18 protein-coding genes and 5 tRNA genes are annotated in these 20,601 nt (G+C 40.6%); 6 read left to right on the top strand and 17 right to left on the bottom strand.

Annotation, left to right across the window (positions count from 1 at the left end; translation table 11 throughout):
- From OFN67_RS07190 to OFN67_RS07170, 5 genes are all read right to left on the bottom strand, one after another.
- Positions 1–77 (bottom strand) — tRNA-Arg (locus OFN67_RS07190).
- Positions 78–90: 13 nt separating this feature from the next.
- On the bottom strand, positions 91–471 hold the full coding sequence (locus OFN67_RS07185; RefSeq protein WP_270859672.1) for a response regulator: 381 nt from the start codon (positions 469–471) through the stop codon (positions 91–93).
- Positions 472–481: 10 nt separating this feature from the next.
- On the bottom strand, positions 482–4,612 hold the full coding sequence (locus OFN67_RS07180; RefSeq protein WP_270868819.1) for an ATP-binding protein: 4,131 nt from the start codon (positions 4,610–4,612) through the stop codon (positions 482–484).
- 147 nt (positions 4,613–4,759) lie between these two features.
- Positions 4,760–6,565: an excinuclease ABC subunit UvrC gene (uvrC, locus tag OFN67_RS07175; RefSeq protein ID WP_270868818.1), complete on the bottom strand. Its 1,806-nt coding sequence runs from the start codon at positions 6,563–6,565 to the stop codon at positions 4,760–4,762.
- Positions 6,531–7,019, bottom strand: coding sequence for a hypothetical protein (locus OFN67_RS07170; protein WP_270868817.1), 489 nt, complete (start codon positions 7,017–7,019; stop codon positions 6,531–6,533). The genes uvrC and OFN67_RS07170 overlap by 35 nt, the downstream gene beginning before the upstream one ends.
- Positions 7,020–7,170: 151 nt before the next feature.
- Between OFN67_RS07170 and guaA the strand changes: the two genes are divergently transcribed.
- Entirely contained in the window at positions 7,171–8,706 is a 1,536-nt protein-coding gene (gene guaA / locus OFN67_RS07165; RefSeq protein ID WP_270868816.1) for a glutamine-hydrolyzing GMP synthase, read from the top strand.
- A 35-nt stretch (positions 8,707–8,741) separates the two neighbouring features.
- Here the strand turns inward: guaA and OFN67_RS07160 are convergent, their stop codons facing one another.
- The 7 genes from OFN67_RS07160 to OFN67_RS07130 form a co-directional block, all read right to left on the bottom strand.
- On the bottom strand, positions 8,742–9,539 hold the full coding sequence (locus tag OFN67_RS07160) for a class I SAM-dependent methyltransferase (protein ID WP_270868815.1): 798 nt from the start codon (positions 9,537–9,539) through the stop codon (positions 8,742–8,744).
- A 68-nt stretch (positions 9,540–9,607) separates the two neighbouring features.
- Complete coding sequence (locus tag OFN67_RS07155) at positions 9,608–10,732, bottom strand: ABC transporter permease (RefSeq protein ID WP_270865251.1); 1,125 nt, start codon at positions 10,730–10,732, stop codon at positions 9,608–9,610.
- A complete protein-coding gene (locus OFN67_RS07150) occupies positions 10,729–11,643 on the bottom strand; it encodes an ABC transporter ATP-binding protein (protein ID WP_270868814.1) in 915 nt (304 codons plus the stop codon). The genes OFN67_RS07155 and OFN67_RS07150 overlap by 4 nt, the downstream gene beginning before the upstream one ends.
- A complete protein-coding gene (locus tag OFN67_RS07145) occupies positions 11,640–12,566 on the bottom strand; it encodes an HlyD family secretion protein (RefSeq protein WP_270874011.1) in 927 nt (308 codons plus the stop codon). Before OFN67_RS07145 ends, OFN67_RS07150 begins: the two co-directional genes overlap by 4 nt.
- Before the next feature lie 107 nt (positions 12,567–12,673).
- Positions 12,674–12,749: transfer RNA gene (locus tag OFN67_RS07140), tRNA-Lys, on the bottom strand.
- Between the two features lie 17 nt (positions 12,750–12,766).
- A tRNA-Asp gene (locus tag OFN67_RS07135) sits at positions 12,767–12,843 on the bottom strand.
- A 5-nt stretch (positions 12,844–12,848) separates the two neighbouring features.
- Positions 12,849–12,924: transfer RNA gene (locus OFN67_RS07130), tRNA-Val, on the bottom strand.
- Between the two features lie 118 nt (positions 12,925–13,042).
- Between OFN67_RS07130 and OFN67_RS07125 the strand changes: the two genes are divergently transcribed.
- The 4 genes from OFN67_RS07125 to OFN67_RS07110 all read left to right on the top strand — a co-directional run bounded on the left by OFN67_RS07125 (position 13,043) and on the right by OFN67_RS07110 (position 15,200).
- Positions 13,043–13,630, top strand: a complete 588-nt coding sequence (locus OFN67_RS07125; RefSeq protein WP_270862130.1) for a transglycosylase SLT domain-containing protein — start codon at positions 13,043–13,045, stop codon at positions 13,628–13,630.
- A 57-nt stretch (positions 13,631–13,687) separates the two neighbouring features.
- A complete protein-coding gene (kdsA, locus tag OFN67_RS07120) occupies positions 13,688–14,494 on the top strand; it encodes a 3-deoxy-8-phosphooctulonate synthase (protein WP_270868812.1) in 807 nt (268 codons plus the stop codon).
- A 66-nt stretch (positions 14,495–14,560) separates the two neighbouring features.
- Positions 14,561–15,022 (top strand): hypothetical protein, encoded by a 462-nt coding sequence (locus OFN67_RS07115; RefSeq protein WP_270868811.1) that lies wholly within the window; start codon positions 14,561–14,563, stop codon positions 15,020–15,022.
- Between the two features lie 101 nt (positions 15,023–15,123).
- Positions 15,124–15,200, top strand: a tRNA-Glu gene (locus OFN67_RS07110).
- Here the strand turns inward: OFN67_RS07110 and OFN67_RS07105 are convergent.
- The 5 genes from OFN67_RS07105 to OFN67_RS07085 all read right to left on the bottom strand — a co-directional run bounded on the left by OFN67_RS07105 (position 15,179) and on the right by OFN67_RS07085 (position 18,631).
- On the bottom strand, positions 15,179–15,958 hold the full coding sequence (locus tag OFN67_RS07105; RefSeq protein ID WP_270868810.1) for an energy-coupling factor ABC transporter ATP-binding protein: 780 nt from the start codon (positions 15,956–15,958) through the stop codon (positions 15,179–15,181). The two genes, OFN67_RS07110 and OFN67_RS07105, sit on opposite strands and share 22 nt — an antisense overlap.
- 35 nt (positions 15,959–15,993) lie before the next feature.
- Positions 15,994–16,626 carry an energy-coupling factor transporter transmembrane component T gene (locus OFN67_RS07100; RefSeq protein WP_270868846.1) on the bottom strand — a complete coding sequence of 211 codons (633 nt, stop codon included), beginning with the start codon at positions 16,624–16,626 and terminating at the stop codon, positions 15,994–15,996.
- A 42-nt stretch (positions 16,627–16,668) separates the two neighbouring features.
- A complete protein-coding gene (locus OFN67_RS07095) occupies positions 16,669–17,145 on the bottom strand; it encodes a hypothetical protein (protein WP_270868809.1) in 477 nt (158 codons plus the stop codon).
- The gene (gene cbiM / locus OFN67_RS07090) at positions 17,142–17,732 is read right to left on the bottom strand and encodes a cobalt transporter CbiM (RefSeq protein ID WP_270868808.1); all 591 of its coding nucleotides are present in this window, start codon (positions 17,730–17,732) and stop codon (positions 17,142–17,144) included. The genes OFN67_RS07095 and cbiM overlap by 4 nt, the downstream gene beginning before the upstream one ends.
- Positions 17,733–17,875: 143 nt before the next feature.
- The gene (locus tag OFN67_RS07085) at positions 17,876–18,631 is read right to left on the bottom strand and encodes a DUF4198 domain-containing protein (protein ID WP_270868807.1); all 756 of its coding nucleotides are present in this window, start codon (positions 18,629–18,631) and stop codon (positions 17,876–17,878) included.
- Between the two features lie 166 nt (positions 18,632–18,797).
- Between OFN67_RS07085 and serS the strand changes: the two genes are divergently transcribed.
- The gene (serS, locus tag OFN67_RS07080) at positions 18,798–20,051 is read left to right on the top strand and encodes a serine--tRNA ligase (protein ID WP_270868806.1); all 1,254 of its coding nucleotides are present in this window, start codon (positions 18,798–18,800) and stop codon (positions 20,049–20,051) included.
- Positions 20,052–20,601: the final 550 nt, after the last annotated feature.

Below are 20,601 nucleotides of genomic sequence, written 5' to 3'. Positions count from 1 at the left end.
TGGTGTCCCTGGCGAGATTCGAACTCACGGCCTCAAAATTAGGAATTTTGCGCTCTATCCAGCTGAGCTACAAGGACAAAATCGGTGAAATTAATCACCGATTATGTTCATAACATCATCTAGCTTGCGTTGTAAATCTGAATAATCGATTGGCTTAGTCATAAAGTCATACGCGCCTTTATTTAAAGCCTCTCTTTTTGCAGTTTCATCTGTGGTCAAAACTATTACAGGAATATGTGCGATATGCTCCCTAGAATGCAAGTTATCTAAAAATTCTAAGCCGTTCATTACAGGCATAACAATGTCAAGTAGGACTAAATCCACTGGCTCTGCCTCTAATACAGCCAATCCGTCCAAGCCGTTTTTGGCTTGGAGAATTGTGGTAAATTTACCATATTTTTTTATCATAACTTCTAATAGTTTCAAATTTATAAGGTCATCATCAATCATCAAAACTTTTAATTCTTTCATCAACTATCCCTTATATATATTTTTGCGCAAGTTTTTCTAGGCCAGATTTAGTGATATTGTAAGTAACAACTTCGCTAAATGCAGGGTTCTCATCGTTGTCGTTAGAGAACAATACTAGATTTGTATTTGGCGCTTTTTGGTGTAGATTTTCTAGGGCAGCGAAATCGATACCAGCTAGTTTTTTATCTATCAATACCAATTTGTAGCTATCGTTAGTTGCCATAGTAATTAGTTGCTCAAAATTCGCAGCCATATCAACATCTTTGTATTGGTGTTTCAAAATGCTTGCGAAAATTTTGCTTTCCATGACATTTGCTTTACAAATCAAGACATCTTTTGCTTTGACAGCTTGTGCTACTGGTTCATTAACGATAGTTTTCTTAGGAACTTGTTTCATTATCGTTTTAGGCACTTTCACGGTTTTTAGAATAGTTTTTGGAACTTGGCGTTTTACAAGTTTTTTGACTATTTGTTTGACTGTGCCACCAGCAGGAGCCGCGTCAGAGCGTTTGTCACCGATAAAGTCATTAAGCATATTAGCCAAAATGTCTTTTTTGATTGGTTTTGTACAATACTCATCTAAGCCAGCTGCCATAAATTTCTCTCTATCGCCTTTTAGCGCGTTAGCTGTAACGGCTACGATTGGAATATGGCGTAGGTTGTTATCTGCTTCGTATTGTTTGATTTGTTTTGTTGCTTCGATACCGTCCATTACAGGCATTGAAATATCCATAAAAATCAAATCATACTCTTCGCCTGATTTTCTAGCTTCTAGTGCTAACAAGCCGTTTTCTACGATCGTTAAATCCATTTCGAAGCTGTTTAATGTGTGCTTCATAAGTTTTTGGTTAATTTCATTATCCTCTGCGATTAGAATTTTAGCAGCGTATTTGCGATTAACCATAGGAACATTGTCATCGTTTGGATTGTGCTCAGCAGGAACTTCGACTTCTTCTTCGACTTCAACTTCCTCTTCAACCATAATTGTCTCTTCTTGTTGAACTTCCTCGTAGATTGTAACAGGAACTTCGATGATTTCTTCGATTACTCTTTGTTTAGTAGCTGCTGCGGCAGGAGCGACTGTTTCTACCACTGGCTCGACTACTTTTTCTACGACTGGCTCAACTACTTGCTCTACTACTGGTTCTACAACCGCAGCAACTGGCTCGACTACTGGCTCAGGCTCTACGACCGGTTCTACTACAGGAGCGCTAACTTCTACGCTTGGAGCTTCTACTTTGATCTCAGGAGTTTGAATTGCTACTTCTGGCTCGCTGATTTGAGCTTCGATATCTGAAATTTCAATCTCTTGGCTTTCTGCTTCTACAACCGGTGCCACAACCGGCTCTTCAATTGTAATCTCAGGGATTTCTACCTCGACATTTGGTGTTTCAGGGATATCAAGAGTGATATCAGAAATATCAGTTCTAATCTCTGGGATTTCAGGCTCGATGCTTACGCTAGGTTCTACAACTGACTCTGAGATTGCAGGCTCTGGTGTAGATACGAAGCTTGCTTCGCTAGCTGTGCCTCTGTGTCTGTTTTGTAAAATAGCACGCAATTCATCTGCTGATGAGCTAGATGGTTTTGGCTCTTCTATTTTTGGTTCTTCTATTTTTGGTTCTTCTATTTTTGGTTCTTCTACGGCTAGTGGAGCTTCTTCCATAATCATCTCTTCTGCAACTATCGGAGTTTCTACGACAGGGCTTTCCTCGACGATTGGCGATTCATCAAGAGTGATATCTGGGATAATTGGTGATTCATCAGCGATAGCAGATAGGCTAGGCTCTTCTACTACTGGCGCTGCCGCTGCTGCCGCTGCTGCTGGTCTAGCTTTTAATGAACCAGATTTTAGAATTTTATCTATTGTTTTGCCTAGTTTTGATAAGTTCACTGGCTCAGATAGAGTGAAAATTCTAGGGTTTGTAATGCTAATACTTTGTAACTCTTTTGGTTTTAGAGTTAGGATTGTAGGTAAAATCGTAGTATTGCTTACATCGCCATAGTTTTTAAATCTAGTAATCAACGCATCAAAAGAGTTGTTGTTTTGTGCAGAGCGAAGTTGTGCGCTTGAATTAAAGACTGAAATTTTTGCACCTAGATTATTTACATATCTCTTAACGACATCGCTATACATTACATCGTTAGGATCTGCTAGAAGTGCGAAATTTAAGCCGCTGATGTGAGCAAACATCTCTTCTGCGTCTGATTTTTGAGTCTCTTTAAGTGGTAGAGTAAAGAAGAATTTCGTTCCTTTACCAACTGTTGATTTAACTTGTAACTTACCACCCATCATCGCAACATATTTAGATGAAATGGTTAGACCAAGACCGGTTCCGCCGTATTTTCTAGTGATTGTAGAATCAGCTTGTGAGAAGGCGTTAAATACATTTGCTAGTTTATCCTCAGAGATACCGATACCTGTATCTTCGACGCTAAATGTTACGATAGCTTCGCCAGGGTTTTTCTCTTCTTCTCTGACGATATTAACAGCAATGCTACCTTGCTCTGGTGTAAATTTAACGGCATTTGACATAAGGTTGATAAGAACTTCTTTAATCTTAGTAATATCGCCGTATAGGTGATGAACCAATGTAGGGTCAATGTAAAGCAAGATATCGATGTTTTTCTCAGCAGCTTTTGCAGCGTAGATCTCAACAGCACTTTCGAAATCTTGAATTGGGTTGAATAAAATATCCTCAATCTCAACTTTATTGCTTTCGATTTTAGAAACATCAAGAATGTTATTAATAATGGTTAGAAGGTTTTCAGATGATTTTTCGATTGTATCGACATAATCGCGTTTTTCTTCGTCCAAATCTGTGTTTTTGAGCAACTCTGTAAATCCGATAATACCATTAAGCGGAGTTCTAATCTCGTGTGACATATTCGCAAGGAAGATAGATTTCGCTTTGTTGGCATCCTCGGCTTCTGCTTTTTGCAAGGCAATGAAGTCGATCGCGTCCTCGATAAGCGAGTAGGCTTTGTCGATACCATCAGCTGTGTTGATATCGAATTGCTCGTTGTTGTTAGAAAGCTCACCAACTCTACCAAGAACCCTTCCAAGGTCGTTGATGTTTCTGTTAATGCGTCTAACGACGGCGATTGAGAAACCAACTAGGATAAGTGATAGCAAGAACGCAGCGGCAGCGAAAATCAATGTTTGAAGTTGTTGCGCTGAGTGAATATCAACACGCTCTTGTAGTGCGTTAGAAGCCATTTTAACAGCTTCATCTAGCATTGCATATTTTTTAGATTGGATACTAAACCACTCGTTAAATGGAATATCATACTCGCCAGTTGCTAATTGAGTTTCAATCGTTCTCATTGCATTTTGTGCATTTTCGGCGATTTGCTCATTTTCAGGTTTAGCGAAATACTCTTCTAGCTCGTTTTTAATACCGATATCTTCACCAGTAGCAGCATAGTGAGTAGCGATGACTAGGTCAGGCATTTCTGATTGCCATGCGTGCTCTTTCCAGTGATCAATCTCTTCCCTAGGAAGTGGGCTACCTGAGATGATGTATTCGATACTAACATCGCGAACCGCAGCTGTTCCAGAGATCGTGTCATACATGTTTGCAAGGGTAAGCGATAGAGTACCAACATCGGCTGAATACAAGTTTTCGTTGATAGTATCACGGAAGGCAGTCAATTGCTCGTCAAACTTATCATAATACTCCTCGAATAACTCAACGAATACTTTGTCACGATTGTCAATGCTTTTTCTAATCTCAGGAAGTCTGCCAATCAAATTTGTAATTTGATTAATCGCAGCAGATTGTGCCTCTGAGTGCTCGATGAAAAGTTGGTGAAGAGCATTGTCTTGTTCGTGTGTTTGAGCGTGATAGTCAAGGAAATCTTGCCATGCTTTATCAGTTTTGGCGCGTTGTGTTTTAAGAACAGAGCCAAGACCGACATTGTTACCGCTACCTAGATACGCCGCTGTGATACCACGCTCTTTGGCAAACTCCTCGTAGAAGTCATACAAAGCAGCTGAGATATCGACTTTATGCTTGAGGTTTTCGTTGATTTTATACAACCTCGCAGCATCATACAAATACCAAGACGCAACGACAAAAATGATTAAAAGTGGAACCCACGCAACCATTTTAAGAGCGCTAGAAGTATTTAGTCTCATAAAACATCCTTCGTATTTTGCAAAATGCAAAAAAGTGAAATTTCAACCTCAAAATAAGCTTTACAAAGAAAAATGAAAACTGTATTTCAAAGATTTAATCTCGGATTTTACTCTAAAAATCTTTAAAGGTAGCTTTGTTTGCCTATTTTATGGGCGGAATTTGAACAATTTTTCAGCAAAATTTTGTCCGATTAAGCTTTTTATTTCATCAAAATTTGCCAAATATATATTTTCGAAACTTCCGTAAAAATCCAAAAGTTTTTTGATTTTGCCTTGCGTAAGCCCTAAATTTAGGAGTTTTGAGCTATTTAAGTCATTTTTGCGTTTTGTTTTTTGATGAAATGAGATTGCAAATCTGTGTGCCTCGTCCCTTAATTTTTGGAAAAATTGTAATTTTTTATCGTTTGGTTGGAGTGCAAAAATTCCATTATTTGTGCAAATTTTATCCTTTGCAGATCCTTTGGCGCGGTGAGCTTTGGCGCCCAATTTTTCCTTTGAAATCGCGATCACATCGACATTTGCTCCCACGCTCAAAATAATCTCACAAGCTAAATTTAACAAAACTTCGCCGCCATCAATCACCCACAAATCAGGTGCGCCAAGCTCGTCAAATTTAAGCGCACGCGAGGTGAGATATTCCTTCATTTGGTCGTAGTCATTGTTTGAGCTTAGGTGTTTGTGGCGATAATTTTCTTTGAAAAACTCGCCCTCTTTATAGCAGACCATCGCCCCTACTGGCGCACTTCCGAACATGTGCGAGTTATCAAAAATTTCGATATTTACAGGCAAATTTTGCAAGCCAAAATAATCTTTCAATTCCGCTAAAAATCCATAATCATGCGTTTTGAGATATTTTTTTATGTTTATTTGGCAGTTTTGGTAGGCGATTTCGCAAATTTTGCGTTTTTCGCCAATTTTTGGGACGATAATGCTAAAATTTCTGCCATGCCTGCTGGCTAAAATTTCGCTCACAAGCGCCTTGTCGTCAAATTCAGCGTAGCAATAAATTTTTGCACACGCTACGGGCGAACCCCCTGGAAATGCGCTTAAAATGAGCTGTTTGTAGCCGTTTTTTGCGTCGTCATCGTTTGCGTTTTTTAGGTGGGAAATGTGATAGTTCGAGGCTGAAATTTTGCCCTCTCTCACGCTAAAATGCACGGCACAAATCAAATTTGCCTCCCCAGCGATCGCAAATACTTCAAAATCATCTAGCTTTGCTAAATCCACCTCGACTTTGATATTCATCTGCTTTAAAATTTCGATTTTATCGCGCATGCTGGCAGCTTCTTCGAAATTTTCATTTTCGGCAAATTTAAGCATTAGCGAGCTTAGATACGGCACCATTTTTTGCGGATTTTTGAGCGAATTTAACGCCTCTTCGACTATTTTTTTATATTCGCCACTTGAAATTTTGCCCTCGCACGGGGCTTTACAGCGGCTAATCTGAGCAAACAGGCAGGCTTTTTTGTCTTTGATACAGTTTTTTTTCTGCACGAGCGGAAATTTCATATAAAGCGTCTCTAAAATTTCCTTTGCGCCGTGAAAATACGGACCAAAATAGCGAATATTCGCCCCCTTTATCACCTTGCGCGTGATTTCAAAGCGCGGAAATTCATCGTTTAAATTTATATAGATATAAGGGTATGTTTTATCGTCGCGCAAAAGAATATTATACTTAGGTTTGAGCTGTTTGATAAAGGAATTTTCCAAAATCAGCGCGTCGCTCTCGCTTGGGGTGATGATGTATTCTAAATGCACAGCTTCGCTTATCATTTTGGCGATTCGAGCGCCAAGGCGCGGGCTTGGAGCGAGTGTGGGAGTGAAGCTAAAATAGCTTTTGACGCGGTTTTTTAGCACCTTTGCCTTGCCCACATAGAGCAATTTCCCGTCTGCGCCGAAATACTGATAAATGCCGGGATTAGCGGGTAGGGATTTGATTTCGTCGATTAGCAATGATAATCTCTCTTATTTCTTCAAAAATTTTATGAATTTTTTCATCTTTGATATTGTTTTTGAATTTGCCCTGTGATTTCTCTGCCACGCGCGCATCGCTACTACTTGCCTTTTTTTGGGCGAGTTCTTGCTTGCGCTTTTTACTCATTGTTTTGGTAGCGACAAAAATTTTCACATCCATATCAGGGTGAAATTCGCCAAATTTATGCACGCTGGCAAATATTTTTAATATATCTTTTATCAGTTTTATACTACTATCTCGTTTTAGCTCTTGAAGTCCTGCTGGGTGCTTCACAGCTATCATCAAAATGTCATTTTTGGTGTAGATAAAGGCTATGATTTTTTGCCAGTTTTTGGGCAAAATTTTAATAAAACTCTCTCTGGCACGAAATTTGGCGTATAAAGGACTATTTTTCACATGTGCAATGATTTGTTTAATACTTTTAGTTTCCATAAGTTGATTTTAGCATTTTTTATTTTAGGTTTGCTTAGTGGGTGCGGATACAAAGCCGATCCGTTTTATAGCACAGACTCAAATTCGAGCAAGGTAACCAAATAATGGCTAAATTTAGTTATAATCAGTGAAATTTTAATGAAGGGAAAATATGCAAACAGCTGACATTTTAGTTTTGGATTTTGGTTCGCAATACACGCAACTTATCGCGCGTAGGCTTCGCGAACAAGGTGTTTATACAGAGCTTATACCATTTGACGCCTCAATCGAGCAAATTTTGGCGAAAAACCCAAAAGGCTTGATTTTAAGCGGTGGGCCAGCGAGCGTGTATGCGAAGGACGCTTATTTTTGTGATGAGAAAATTTTTGATTTAGGTTTGCCGATACTTGGGATTTGCTATGGTATGCAGCTAATCGCGCAACATTTCGGCGCCTCTGTCGTGCCAGCAGCGAAAAAAGAATTTGGCAAAGCAAGCCTAAAACTACTTCGTTCAAACAAGCTTTTTAACGGCGTGAGCGATAACTCGACCGTGTGGATGAGCCACTCGGACAAGGTCGCTAGCCTGCCAGAGGATTTCGAGGTTTTGGCGTGTTCGGACGAGAGCGAGTGGTGCGTGTTTGGCAATGACGCGAAGAAAATTTACGCATTGCAATTCCACCCAGAGGTGCAACACAGCGAGTTTGGAGATCAAATTTTAAAGAATTTTGCAAAAGAGATTTGCGGGTTAAGTAGCACTTGGAATATGGGAAGCTTCGCAAAAGATCAAATCGCTAAAATAAAAGCAAAAGTGGGCAATGATAAAGTCCTTTGCGCCGTAAGTGGTGGCGTAGATAGCTCTGTGGTGGCAGCTCTCCTTGCCCACGCAGTGCCAGAGAATCTAATCGTAGTTTTTGTAGATAACGGCTTACTTCGCACAAACGAAGCAAGGCAAGTAGAAGAGATGTTTAAACTCAAACTTGGCGTAAATTTAATCAGCGTCGATGCGAGCGAGCTATTTTTGAGCCGACTAAAAGGCGTAACTGAGCCAGAGAAAAAACGCAAAATCATCGGCGAGACTTTTATCGAAGTTTTTGATAAGGAAGCCAAAAAATTTGAAAATGTAAAATATCTTGCACAAGGCACACTTTATACCGATGTGATCGAAAGCTCTCCAAGCGGAGCAAGTAAGACGATAAAAAGCCATCACAATGTAGGCGGTTTGCCTGAGTGGATGAAATTTGAGCTAATCGAGCCATTGCGTGAAATTTTCAAAGACGAAGTTAGGCAGCTAGGGCTTGAACTTGGGCTTTCGCGAGATGTCGTTTTCCGCCACCCTTTCCCGGGACCAGGCTTAGCTATTCGCATTATGGGCGAAGTAAATACGCCAAATTTAGAGCTACTTCGCAAAGCCGATGTGATTTTAAGAGAAGAGCTAAAATCGAGCGGTTGGTATGATAAAACTTGGCAGGCATTTTGTGTGTTATTAAATGTCCGAAGTGTCGGCGTCATGGGCGATAATCGCACTTATGAAAATGCCGTTTGTATCCGCGTAGTAGATGCGAGCGACGGCATGACGGCTAGTTTTTCACGCCTACCTTATGATTTGCTAGAAAACTGTTCACGCCGCATTATAAACGAAGTAGAAGGCATAAATAGAGTAGTTTATGACATTTCGTCCAAACCACCTGCAACTATCGAGTGGGAGTAATTTTTTAATTTTGACGGGCGTTTTGCCCGTCTTTTTTATTTTTTTCGCAAATTTAATCTCAAAATAAACGCCAAATCAAATTTATCCACAAACGCCATTGTAAGGCGAGTGGAGAGTTTTGTTTTATTTTTTAGCATTTTTCGTGCAGTGGTGAAAAACGGCGTTTTGCTTAAAATTTCACACTCGCACTTACTAGCAAATTCGTCCCTGTTTTGCACGAAAAACTCCATTTTTGCCATATCTTTGCCAAACCGCCCAACATAAAAATTCGCGCATCTTATGCCAAATTTTGTCGTAGCGTCAAAAATGTGCTCGGAATTTTTAAAATTTGCCTTTAAATTTGCGATTAAATTTAGTATTTTTGTCTCGGTAAAATACATAAAAACGCCGTTTGCGACAAAAATCGTAGGCAAGCTTTTATCTAAATTTTCGCTCCATTTCATATCAAACAAATCGCATGAAATCAGAGTTTCATTTTCATTTTGTGGGAGTAAATTTTGCCTAAATTCGATAACTTCTGCCAAATCAACGCCGTAAAATTTCGCCCCATTTTTGCTAAAACGAAATGCCAAAGTCTCCAAGCCACAGCCCAAATTTACGACATTACAAACGCCGTGCGTGGCAATGAAATCCTTTATCATAATGTCGGTTTCATAGTATCTTGCCGCAGAAGCCAAAAACTCGTATTCGGACGAAATTTTTAGGAATTTTTGCGGGATTTTATCTTCAAATTTCATCGCCGTCTCATCGTAAAAATACTGCTTGAAATTTTTACTTGCATGAATTCTTGCGATCAACGGAATAAATAGCGTATTTGCGATTTTATTTTGCATAAATATCCTTTTGACGGGATTTTTAAATTTCAATAACGATATATTTTATCAAAAAATGCTTAAATTTCTCAGTCCAATGTGTTTTTGTAGGCTTTTAGCGTTAGGGCGGTGATTACAAGCACAATTAGGCAAAGCGGGGCAAGGTTTGGCAAAACATCGGCAAATTGCGCGTTTTTTAGCATTATCGCGCGACAAATTCGCAAAAAATATGTCAGCGGGAAACACTGTCCCAAAAACTGCGCCCAGCTTGGCATGCCTAAAAATGGGAACATAAACCCGCTTAATAGCATTGATGGAAGCATTACGAAAACCGACATTTGCAGGGCTTGGGTCTGGTTTTTGGCGATTGTCGATATCAAAAATCCTAATGCCAAATTGCAAACAATGAAAATAAACGAACAGAAAAAAAGCAGTGCCAAAGAGCCTAAAATAGGCACTTCAAAGAGAAATTTCGCCATTATGATTATGAGAGAGGTTTGCACAATGCCGATGAAAACAAACGGCGTGATTTTGCCAATCATCACTTCGAGCGGGGTTACTGGCATGGAGAGCAGATTTTCCATCGTGCCTAGCTCGCGCTCCCTCGTCAGCGATAGTGCCGTCATCATAACGCCGGTAAAAATCAAAACCATGCCGATTAGCCCGGGGATTATGTTGTATCTCGTAAATCCCTCTGGGTTGAAATTTCGGTGAAGCAGAATTTCAAATGGCGGATTTTTGGTGCGCAAATGAGCCAGATTTCCTTTAAATTCTTTATTTATCACGCTTTGGCTGACCCCAGAAATCGCGCTTATAGCTGACGATACAGCCACTGGATCGCTAGCGTCTGCTTGAAGCAAAATTTTAGGATTTTCAGCGCGGATTATACCCTTGGTAAAATTTTCGCCTATATTTAGCACGAACAAAACTTTTCCCTGTTTTAGGAGCTTTTCGCCGGTTTTGTCATCTGAGATTTCGGCGACTATCCTAAAATAGCCCGAATTTTCAAGCCCACTTACAATGCTTCTGCTAAGCGGCGAATTGTCCCTGCAATTAAGCGCCATGGGCAGGTTTTTGGGGTCCATATTTATGGCGTAACCAAACATCAAAAGCCAAATTATCGGGATCGCCACGACCATGCCAAATGTGGTTTTATCGCGCCTTAGCTGAATTAGCTCTTTTTTGACGAGGGCTTTTATGCGCGCCAGCCTCATTTAAGCGCCTTTTTTAGGTAATACACGAAGGCATCTTCTAGCAAAACCTCGCTTTTTTGCCACGAAAGTTCGTGCTTAAATTTATAGGTTTGCAGGATTTTTTCTAGGCTTTGCTCATCTTCGCCACAAATTCGCAAACTCTCTCCAAACATCGCTGTGGTGGTGATTTCGTCCATATTTTGCAAAATTTGCGCCAAATTTGCCAAATTTATTCCGCCAAGTATAAACGAAAAAAGCCCAGTTTGCCTAGCGACGCTTTTTGGCGTGCCTTTGACGACGATTTTGCCGTTTGCAATATAGACCAACTCATCGCAACGCTCAGCCTCGTCCATGTAGTGCGTGCTCACAAGCGTAGTAATTCCCTCGTCCCTGAGCCTGCCAAGCTCGTCCCAAAACTCGCGCCTAGCCTTTGGATCGACGCCTGCCGTGGGCTCATCAAGCAACAAAATTTCAGGCTTGTGCAGTATGCAAGCACTAAGCGCAAGTCTTTGTTTCCAACCACCAGAAAGTCCCCTGCTTAGCTGATTTTGTCTATCTATAAGGCCTAAGTTTGCAAGTGTTTCGTCGATGATTGTTTTCGAATTTGGGATTTGATAAATTTGGGCTACGAATTCTAAATTTTCCCTTATCGTCAAATCTTCCCAAAAGCTGAATTTTTGGGTCATGTAGCCGACTTTTTCGCGGATTTTATCGCTTTGGGTCAAAACATCGTATCCTAAAACCTGACCTTTTGCGCTATCTGGGGTCAAAAGTCCGCAAATTAGCCTGATTGTCGTGGTTTTGCCGCTGCCGTTGGGGCCTAAAAATCCGTAAATTTTGCCACGCGGGACTTGAAGCGAGATATTTTTTATGACCTCTTTGCCGCCGAAACTTTTTCTTAGCTCGCTAACATCGATTGCAAATTCGCTCATTTTATTCTCACGCTAACGCCCAAACCCGGCTTAAATTCGGTGTTTGGCGCAAAGGTGGCTTCGAGCATAAAGACCATTTTTTCTCTGCTTGCGACGCTGTAAATCACGGGCGGAGTAAATTCAGCGCTTGGCGAGATATACGAGATCACGGCTGGTTTTTCGTCCTCACAGCCGTCGCACGAAACTCCGATTTCATCGCCGATTTTGAGCTTCGCAAGGATTTTTTGTGGCACAAAAAATCTGACTTTTATATTTTGCGGTTCTAAAATCGATAAAACCGGGCTGTTTGAGCCGACAAATTCGCCTTTTTTGAAATAAATATCGTAAATTTGACCGCTGTGTTGCGAGACGGCTGTGTTTTTGGCAAAGATTAATTTTGTTTTTTCTAAATTTTGCTCAGCAATGGCGATATTTGTTTTTGCGATTTCGATTTCATCGTCCCTTGCGCCAAGGTTAGCTGTTTGTAACACTGCCTCGAATTCCGCTACTTTGGCTTTTGCAGTGTCGAAATTCGCAGATTTTTGGTCGAATTCGGATTTGCTTATGGTGTTTGATTTGAAAAGTTTTTGCGCTCTAAAAAACTCTTTTTGTGCGTTCTCAAAGGCGATTTTAGCGGAATTTAACTGCGCATTTAGGGCAGAGATTTCGCTTTGTCTTTTGCCTTTGATTAAATTTTCGTAGTTTGATTTTGCCTTATTTACTTCGTTTTGGGCGATTTTGACATTTGCTTCGACAAGACCCTTATCTACGCAAAAAAGTTTATCTGCGGGAGAAATTTTTTGCCCTTTTTGCACATAAATTTCATCTAAAATCCCAGGATTATACGGCGAAATATAGGTAAATTCAGCCTCTATGTAGCCATTTAGTAGCTCTTGTGAGTTTGCAAACGAAAAAAAGAAAATTAGCAAAAAGAAATTTTTCATAAAATACCCAAAAATTGAAATCTGGCGATTATATCAAAAGAAAAATAAAATTTATATAGGTTTTAAGCCAAACACTTTAAGGATTAAAAATTATGTGGATAAAAAAGTGGTGTCCTGCGTTGGATTCGAACCAACGGCCCCCTCATTAAAAGTGAGATGCTCTACCGACTGAGCTAGCAAGACACGGATTGTAAAGTAAGTGGCGCGATGGATGGGGCTCGAACCCACGACCTCCGCCGTGACAGGGCGGCATTCTAACCAGCTGAACTACCATCGCACAAGTGGTGGTCGCTATAAGACTCGAACTTATGACATCCACCTTGTAAGGGTGGCGCTCTACCAACTGAGCTAAGCGACCATTTATTAAAAATGAAGTGTGATTATATATCGATTGATATTAAATTTCGCTTAAATTGGAGAAAAAAATCGAATTTTTTGCTATACTCACGCAAAGTTAAATTTAATAAGAAAGAGTTATGAGAAATTTTATACTGATTTTATTTTTTTCATTGCGATTGTTTGGATATTCGCATGCAGATATTACGAATTCTGTCGCGTATGTCGCCACAAACGAGGGCGTCAAACCCGAAATTTTATACACAATCGTAAAAATCGAAAGCGATTTTAACCCCTTTGCGATTTCATTTCTCACAAATAAAGCAAACGCCGATTATTTCGCCACCCTAAGCAGTCCAAATGCTAGAATTCGCACGAGCAATTACAGCCTAAATCGCTCCAAATGGGTCGTGGCAATCCACCCAATAAATGAAGCCTACGCAATCCAAATCGCAAAAGAACTCTACGAAGATGGCTTTCCTATCGATGTGGGGCTTGGGCAGTTAAACGCCGTAAATTTCGACAAAAGCGAGATTGATTATATCTTCAACCCCGTTTATAATCTCACAAAATGCGCCAAAATCCTGCGCAAATGTTGGAACGCCAAAAACAAAAACATAAAAGACACAATCGAGTGTTATAATTACGGCATGCGCAAACGCTACTCCAACCCCTACTACAAGCGATTTTACGAGCATTACGAGAAGATGTTTGGCAAGCCGTATTAAGATTAATTATTAATTAAATTTGGTTAAAATAGCCGAAATTTAAACAAAGGATAGAAAATGATTTTAATCGCAGGACCTTGCGTCATCGAAAGCAAAGAGTTAATTTTCGCGGTGGCTGAGAAGCTTCGCAAATTTCACGAAATGGACGGGATCGATTTTTATTTTAAAAGCAGTTTTGATAAGGCAAACCGCACGAGTATCGCAAGCTTTCGCGGTCCGGGGCTTAAAAAGGGTTGCGAAATATTAGCCGAAGTGAAGGAAAAATTTGGATTTAAAATCTTAACCGATATCCATGAAAGCACCCAAGCTGCGCCTGTGGCGGAGGTCGCCGATGCGTTGCAAATCCCGGCGTTTTTGTGCCGTCAGACTGATTTGCTCGTAGCCGCCGCCAAAACAAAGGCGATAGTAAATATCAAAAAGGGGCAGTTTCTCGCACCGCAGGCGATGAATCACAGCGTAAAAAAAGTCCTTGAAACGCGTGGCGTAAAAAGCTCAGGTTACGCAGCTGCCAAAGAAAACGGCGTGTGGCTGTGTGAGAGGGGAAGCACTTTTGGATATGGAAATTTGGTCGTAGATATGCGAAGTTTCCCGATAATGCGTGAGTTCGCGCCCGTGATTTTCGACGCGACACACAGCGTGCAAATGCCAAGCGCAAATGGCGCCACAAGTGGCGGAGACGCGAGATTTGTGCCATATCTAGCACGCGCAGCTGCTAGCGTGGGGGTTGATGGATTTTTTTACGAAACTCACTTAAATCCGTGCGAAGCACTTTGTGATGGTCCAAATATGCTAAATTTAGACCAATTAGAAAAAAATATAAACGAAATTTTGGCGATTAAAAGGGCTTTGAATTTTGAAATTTAACGAATTTAGCGGTAAGGTTTTGAGTTTTTAATATTTTGCGAATATGTTTTGTGATAAGGGATTAAAATGTCTAAGAAAGTTTGTTTATTTTCTATACTTTTTGCGATTTTTTTGAGTGGTTGTGGTGCAAAAGGCGCGAAATTTGAGCATTTTGTCGAACCCCAAAATAATAATGCCGTAGTTTATGTTTATAGACAAACGAGTGCTATGGGGGCGTTGGTGCGCACTACGGCTTACTATGATAATGGAGATGGCGCGAAAGAAATCGGCACGATAAGCAACGGGGCGTATGCAAAAGTCGAAATTCCTGCAAATATACAAACAAAAATTTATGTTGGTATCCCTGAGTGGGGCGAAACAATCGTGGCAAAAGTAGGAGAGACTTTATGTTTCAAATATGGCTTAAAAGAAAATGGCACTGTTTTCAATGGATATACCTATGCGCCGATTTACACGGCGTTTCTTTATAGGGTAGATTTGCAAACTTGTAAAAAAGAGATTATAGAGACGCAACTACACAGCAAATAGCTAAATTTCGGTAAATTTCGCCTTTAAATTTGCCGAAATTTTTAATTTTATTTAGAGTAAAAGCAAAATTTAGCAAAAAAATAGTATAATTCACATTTTTTGAGCTTTTCGTCTAGCGGCCCAGGACGCTACATTCTCAGTGTAGAAACGCGTGGTTCAAATCCCGCAAGGCTCGCCATTTGCGCTAAATAATCCCTCTTCGCCCAATGTGTAAATTTTATCCGCCACGGCACCTATAAATTTCTCATCATGGCTTACGATAATCTCGCTAAGATTGAGGTTTTTGAGGATTTTTGCGACGCGCGATTGCATAGCAAAATCAAGCCCAGTCGTGGGCTCATCGAGCAAAACTATCTCAGGCTCGCACACGATTACCCCAGCAAGTGCTACGAGTTTTTTCTCGCCGCCACTTAGATGATACGGCACGGCGTCCCTTAAATGCGAGATTCCGAAGCGTTGCAAAATCTCATCAACTTGGATTTTTATCTCGTCTTCACTTAAAATTTTTCGCGGTTTTATGTGGTGATTGTGCGGCGTGGTGAAAATTTCGCTGGAATTTTGCTCTAAATTTCCGCCTGAATTTTTACGGAAAAATTTTAAAATTTTAGCCTTTTTTGCGCCCCCGTTTCGCCCCTTTTTTATCGCTTCGTTTCGCGCCCTAAGCCCAAATGCGACATCGTCAAAGACATTGGCGCAGATGAATTGCTCGTCGGAGTTTTGAAACAAAAACCCGATATTTTGGCGAAATTTCGCAAACTCTTTGACGCTAGAAATTTTTTCGTGAAAAATCTCGATCTCTCCGTCACTAGGCGCTCTTAACCCGCACAAAATCTCCAAAAGCGTAGTTTTTCCGCGACCATTTTCGCCCAAGATTACGATTTTTTCCTTGTGCGCGACATCTAAATTTAGCCCCGCAAAAAGGGCTCTCTCGCCCATTTTCGCGCTTAAATTTCTAAGTTTTACCGAACAGCTCAAATCATCTCTCCAAGCCTTACAAAAAGGCAAATTAATACAAAAAATAAAAATCCAATTTCAAGTGCGCCAAATTTCTCTTTGGCGAAGAAAAATTTCCCGCTAAATCCGCGCGTAATCAGGGCGTTTTGCAGATTTTCTGCCCTGCCTAACGCCCCTAAAATCAGTAGCGCGACGCAGTTTGCGTAGGTTTTGTAGCTAAAAATCGAACTTTTCGCCCTAAATCCACGCACCAAAAGCACGGTTTTTTGGCGTTCTAACTCCGCGCGCAAAAACGCGATAAATTTCACGCAAAAATAAAAAATCGATGAAATTTTATCCCCAAGCCCTAAATTTCGCACCCCGCGTGCCAAAAAATACTCGTCCCTCTTCCAAAAAATCAAAATCGCAAAAAGCATAATCAAATTTGCTCGAAAAAATACAAGCAGTGCAAAGTGCGAATTTTGCGCTATTAGCGCGCTTAGTATCATAAAAAATACAAAAATATTTAAAATCGCAAGTTTTTTAAAAATCTCTTTAAAATCGGCAAAATTTAGCGCCAAAAGAGCCAAAACTGGCAAAAAATAGCTAAGATAAATTTTGCCCCCAAGTGCGACAAAAAAGCTATAAATCACAAAGCAAAGTAGGCTAATTGCGGCGTTTTGGCATGGGTTAAAAGTTTTGATTTTTGATCCTTATTTGCGTTTTTTTATGGCGTAGAGTGCGCCAAAAATCGCGAAAATTATAGCCAAACTAAGCGCAAAATTTAATAAATTTTGGTTTGATGAATTTTTTGGTTCAAGCGAATTTTGCAAAATTTCGCTCGAATTTTGATCTAAATTTTGGCTTTGCAAATTTTGCGAATTTCCACCTAAATTTTCTACTTTAAAATTTATTTTTTTCGCATGACCTGCGCCGCCGTAAATTTCGATTTCGTATTCCCCAGCGCCCAAATTTAGGCTCAAAACGCCAGTTTTATCGGTTTTTGATTCCAGTAATACTGCGCCGTTTTGGCTGATTTTCACATCGCAGTTTTGGCAGGGCGAATTGCCGTAAAAAAAGCTTTTTATGCGCACATTTTCTCCGTCTTGGCTAGCAAAAGCTTTTAGCGAGTGAGCCGGGGCAGTATTCGCCAAAACTAGCGCAAACAGCGCAAAAATGAGCCTTTTCATAGCAAAATTTCCTTTTTTACCCGCACGATAAATTTCAGCGCAAACAGCGCGATAATCCCCTCCAAAACCGCCAAAACTGCCGATTCTAGCGAGATTAGCGTGATGATTGTGTAAAATTCCTTGCCACTAGCGAAAAGGATTAAATCCAAAAGTAGCGTCGAGATGAGTATCGGCACCGCTCCTGCTAGGAAAAATGCCGTCGTAGCGGGCATTTTAGCATTTTTCCACACGCGCACAAACACTGCGCCCAAAACGGCTGGAAAGCCGATGATTGCGGTATTTACGCCCAAAATCGTAATCCCGCCAAATCCAAAGAAAACCCCTTGAAGCATGAGCCCCACAAATATCGCTAAAATCGCGTCAGCACCCAATACTGCGCCGATTAATCCGCCCAAAATCAAATGCACGGAGCTTGCGCCCACTGGCAAATGGATAAATGAAGCGATGAAAAAAATCGCGCTCATACACGCTACTTGCGGGATTTTCTCCACTTTTAAGCGGTATGCGAGATACGCCACCACGGGCGCACTTATCGCCCAGCCTGAGATTAAAATTTCGCTTGGTAAAACGCCTTCGCTAATGTGCATTTAATGTCCTAAATTTCGTAATTTTAAATGAAATTTAGCTCAAATTTGAGCTAAATTTATGGGTAAAATTTGCGCCGAATTTCTTTCTTAAATTCATACTGAATTTCGCTCCAAATTCTACGCTGAATTTCACGCGCAAAGCCCTATTTTTCGTAGTCTTTGGTCTGCACCCAAAGCACCGCGCCAAGCTCGACGCCGTATTCCTTGCCCTCGTGCGCGATTTTTTCGTCATCATCTATTAGCGCCGCGAAGCCCCAATGCCCAGATAGAGGCATCGTAAAGCAAAATTCCCCGTTTGCATTAGTTTTTAGAACCTGCGTGATATGATCCTCGCTAGGGGCTTTTAGGTTTGATTTATTATAGTATTCGACCTCGACTTCTACGCCCTTAGCTGGGGCATTTTTGTATAATACTGTCCCGCAAAATGAGTTGCCCGCATACAGCCCAAATGGGCGCGTAAGTGGCACGATTTCGGCTTTTAGCCCCACTGGCTCGTCCCAGCCCTCGCCGTATCCGTAAGCGTCGATTACGGTTTTTGTCTGGTGGCGGATAAATTTTTCTTCGGCTGGTTCGAAATATGGCTTAGGATCGAAGTAAAATTGATAAACGCCCGGTTCTTTTACCTCAAATTCGGCTGTGAAATAAGCGTTTTCGCCCTCTTTTTGCGCTTTTAAATTTTGTAAAAACGGCTTTTTCTCGCCATTTATCCAAATTTCAGCCAGATTTGGAATTTCTAAATTCATACGATTTTGCTCGAAAGGGTGAGTGAATTCATAAACTAAATTTAGCTTGTTTTTGCTCTCATCTTCGATAGTATCACTATCTGCCAAAACTACGCCAAAGTGCGCAAATGACGCTGTTGTGGCGCAGGTTAGAAGGGATAAAATTTTAAATTTCATATTCGCTCCTTGTGAAAAATTTCGGTTTCGTAATATTACAGAATTTAGCTTAAAATAACACTAAAAATTTTTAGATATTATAAAATTTCGCTTAAATTTGCCCACTTTATATTTTTAAAGTAAAATTTCGCTAAAATCCAAAAATTTTTATTTCACGGAGAAAGATATGATAAATCTACGACTAATCGAAACAAATTTTGACGAATTTAATAAAAAACTAATCGCCAAAAAAGTCCCCGCTGACACGCTAAAAAGCCTACTTGACGCTTATAATGAGTTAAAAGAAAAAAAGACAAATTTGGAAAATTTGCAAGCCGTGCAAAACGCCAAAAGTAAAGAAATGGGCGTAATCGCGCGAAATGGTGGCGACATGAAAGCCCTAAAAGCCGAACTTGACGCAAACAAGGCAAAAATCGCAGAACTCGGCGCAGTGGTCAGCGAGTGCGAAGAAAAGCTAAATAGTGTGGCAGCCGTCGTGCCAAATATCATCGATGATGATGTGCCTTTTGGCGCAGATGAAAACGAAAATGTCTGCGTAAAAACCGTGCTAGAACCGCGTAAATTTGACTTTACGCCAAAAGAGCATTTCGAGCTTGGCGAGAGCCTTGGTTGGCTAGATTTCGAGCGTGGCGTGAAGCTTAGCGGTAGCCGTTTTACCGCACTTCGTGGCGTGGGTGCGAAGCTAAATATGGCGCTGATAAATTATATGATAGATTTTAATAATAGTCGCGGTTTTGAGCTTGTAAATATGCCATTTTTGGTGCGCGATGAGATACTTTACGGCACAGGACAGCTACCGAAATTTAAAGACGATCTTTACAAAGTAGATAGCGACGAGCTAAATTTGTATCTCATACCTACGAGCGAAGTTACGGCGACGAATTTATTCAACGATGAGATTATCGAAAGCGCGAATTTGCCGATAAAGCTTACGAGTTATAGCCACTGCTTCCGCAAAGAAGCAGGGAGTGCTGGGCGCGATACTAGGGGTATGATTCGTCAGCATCAGTTCGAAAAGGTCGAGCTTGTGGCGATTACGAAGCCAGAAGATAGCGCAAAAATGCTAGATGAAATGGTCTCTTGCGCTAGTGATTTGCTGGCTTCTTTGGGCTTACCGCACCGCCACATGGTGCTTTGTAGCGGAGATCTCGGATTTAGTGCAGCCAAGACAATCGATCTTGAAGTATGGCTTCCGGGACAAAATAAATATAGAGAGATTAGTTCGATTTCAAATTGTCGTGATTTTCAGGCAAGACGCGCGAAAATTCGCTATAAAGATGAAAATAAGAAAAATGCGTTAGTGCATACGCTAAATGGCTCATCTTTGGCAGTGGGTCGGACATTGATAGCTGTCATGGAAAACTACCAACGAGCTGACGGCACTATCGAAATCCCAAAAGTTTTAGAAAAATATATGTAGGTTTTGGCTTTTCGCAATGACACATAATCTGTCACCCTGAAATACTGCGCCGAAATCTTATTGTCATTGTAAGCGAAGTAAAATTTACTTTATTTTGTCATTGCGAGCAAGTGTAACGAGCGAAGCAATCTACGATTTTAAAATTCCTTGCGCCAAATTTGCTGTCATTGCGAGCGTAGCGAAGCAATCCAGGGGAAATTCAAAAAAATTTTAATTCGCAGAAAAATTTATCGGAATTTAAAATTCATAAAATTTTTGTAATTCTCCCTAAATTTTATTGGATTGCTCCCCTGGCGTTGCCGTCTCGCAATGACACGGATTATAGCGTCTGGTAGTTTATGCTCGTAGATTGCCACGGCGACTGCGTCGCCTCGCAATGACAGATTAAACAAATTTTACTGGCACAAAATTCTCGTAATGACAAATTAAACGAAATTTGCTCGCCATTGTCATTGCGAGGAGCATAGCGACGAAGCAATCTACGACTTTAAAATTCCTTGCGCTAAATTTGCATTTCACGCTCGTAAATTCTCGCAATGACAAATTAGAC

Origin of the sequence: Campylobacter sp. JMF_11 EL3, from assembly GCF_027736965.1 — a bacterium.
Lineage (GTDB): Bacteria > Campylobacterota > Campylobacteria > Campylobacterales > Campylobacteraceae > Campylobacter_B.
This window is presented reverse-complemented; position numbering and strand designations above follow the sequence as displayed.

Bases quoted from the DNA above. Each gene is read 5' to 3' on its own strand.
- OFN67_RS07185 (WP_270859672.1), bottom strand. From the start codon at position 471: ATGAAAGAATTAAAAGTTTTGATGATTGATGATGACCTTATAAATTTG.
- OFN67_RS07180 (WP_270868819.1), bottom strand. From the start codon at position 4,612: ATGAGACTAAATACTTCTAGCGCTCTTAAAATGGTTGCGTGGGTTCCA.
- OFN67_RS07170 (WP_270868817.1), bottom strand. From the start codon at position 7,019: ATGGAAACTAAAAGTATTAAACAAATCATTGCACATGTGAAAAATAGT.
- guaA (WP_270868816.1), top strand. From the start codon at position 7,171: ATGCAAACAGCTGACATTTTAGTTTTGGATTTTGGTTCGCAATACACG.
- OFN67_RS07160 (WP_270868815.1), bottom strand. From the start codon at position 9,539: ATGCAAAATAAAATCGCAAATACGCTATTTATTCCGTTGATCGCAAGA.
- OFN67_RS07155 (WP_270865251.1), bottom strand. From the start codon at position 10,732: ATGAGGCTGGCGCGCATAAAAGCCCTCGTCAAAAAAGAGCTAATTCAG.
- OFN67_RS07150 (WP_270868814.1), bottom strand. From the start codon at position 11,643: ATGAGCGAATTTGCAATCGATGTTAGCGAGCTAAGAAAAAGTTTCGGC.
- OFN67_RS07145 (WP_270874011.1), bottom strand. From the start codon at position 12,566: ATGAAAAATTTCTTTTTGCTAATTTTCTTTTTTTCGTTTGCAAACTCA.
- OFN67_RS07125 (WP_270862130.1), top strand. From the start codon at position 13,043: ATGAGAAATTTTATACTGATTTTATTTTTTTCATTGCGATTGTTTGGA.
- kdsA (WP_270868812.1), top strand. From the start codon at position 13,688: ATGATTTTAATCGCAGGACCTTGCGTCATCGAAAGCAAAGAGTTAATT.
- OFN67_RS07115 (WP_270868811.1), top strand. From the start codon at position 14,561: ATGTCTAAGAAAGTTTGTTTATTTTCTATACTTTTTGCGATTTTTTTG.
- OFN67_RS07105 (WP_270868810.1), bottom strand. From the start codon at position 15,958: ATGGGCGAGAGAGCCCTTTTTGCGGGGCTAAATTTAGATGTCGCGCAC.
- OFN67_RS07095 (WP_270868809.1), bottom strand. From the start codon at position 17,145: ATGAAAAGGCTCATTTTTGCGCTGTTTGCGCTAGTTTTGGCGAATACT.
- cbiM (WP_270868808.1), bottom strand. From the start codon at position 17,732: ATGCACATTAGCGAAGGCGTTTTACCAAGCGAAATTTTAATCTCAGGC.
- OFN67_RS07085 (WP_270868807.1), bottom strand. From the start codon at position 18,631: ATGAAATTTAAAATTTTATCCCTTCTAACCTGCGCCACAACAGCGTCA.
- serS (WP_270868806.1), top strand. From the start codon at position 18,798: ATGATAAATCTACGACTAATCGAAACAAATTTTGACGAATTTAATAAA.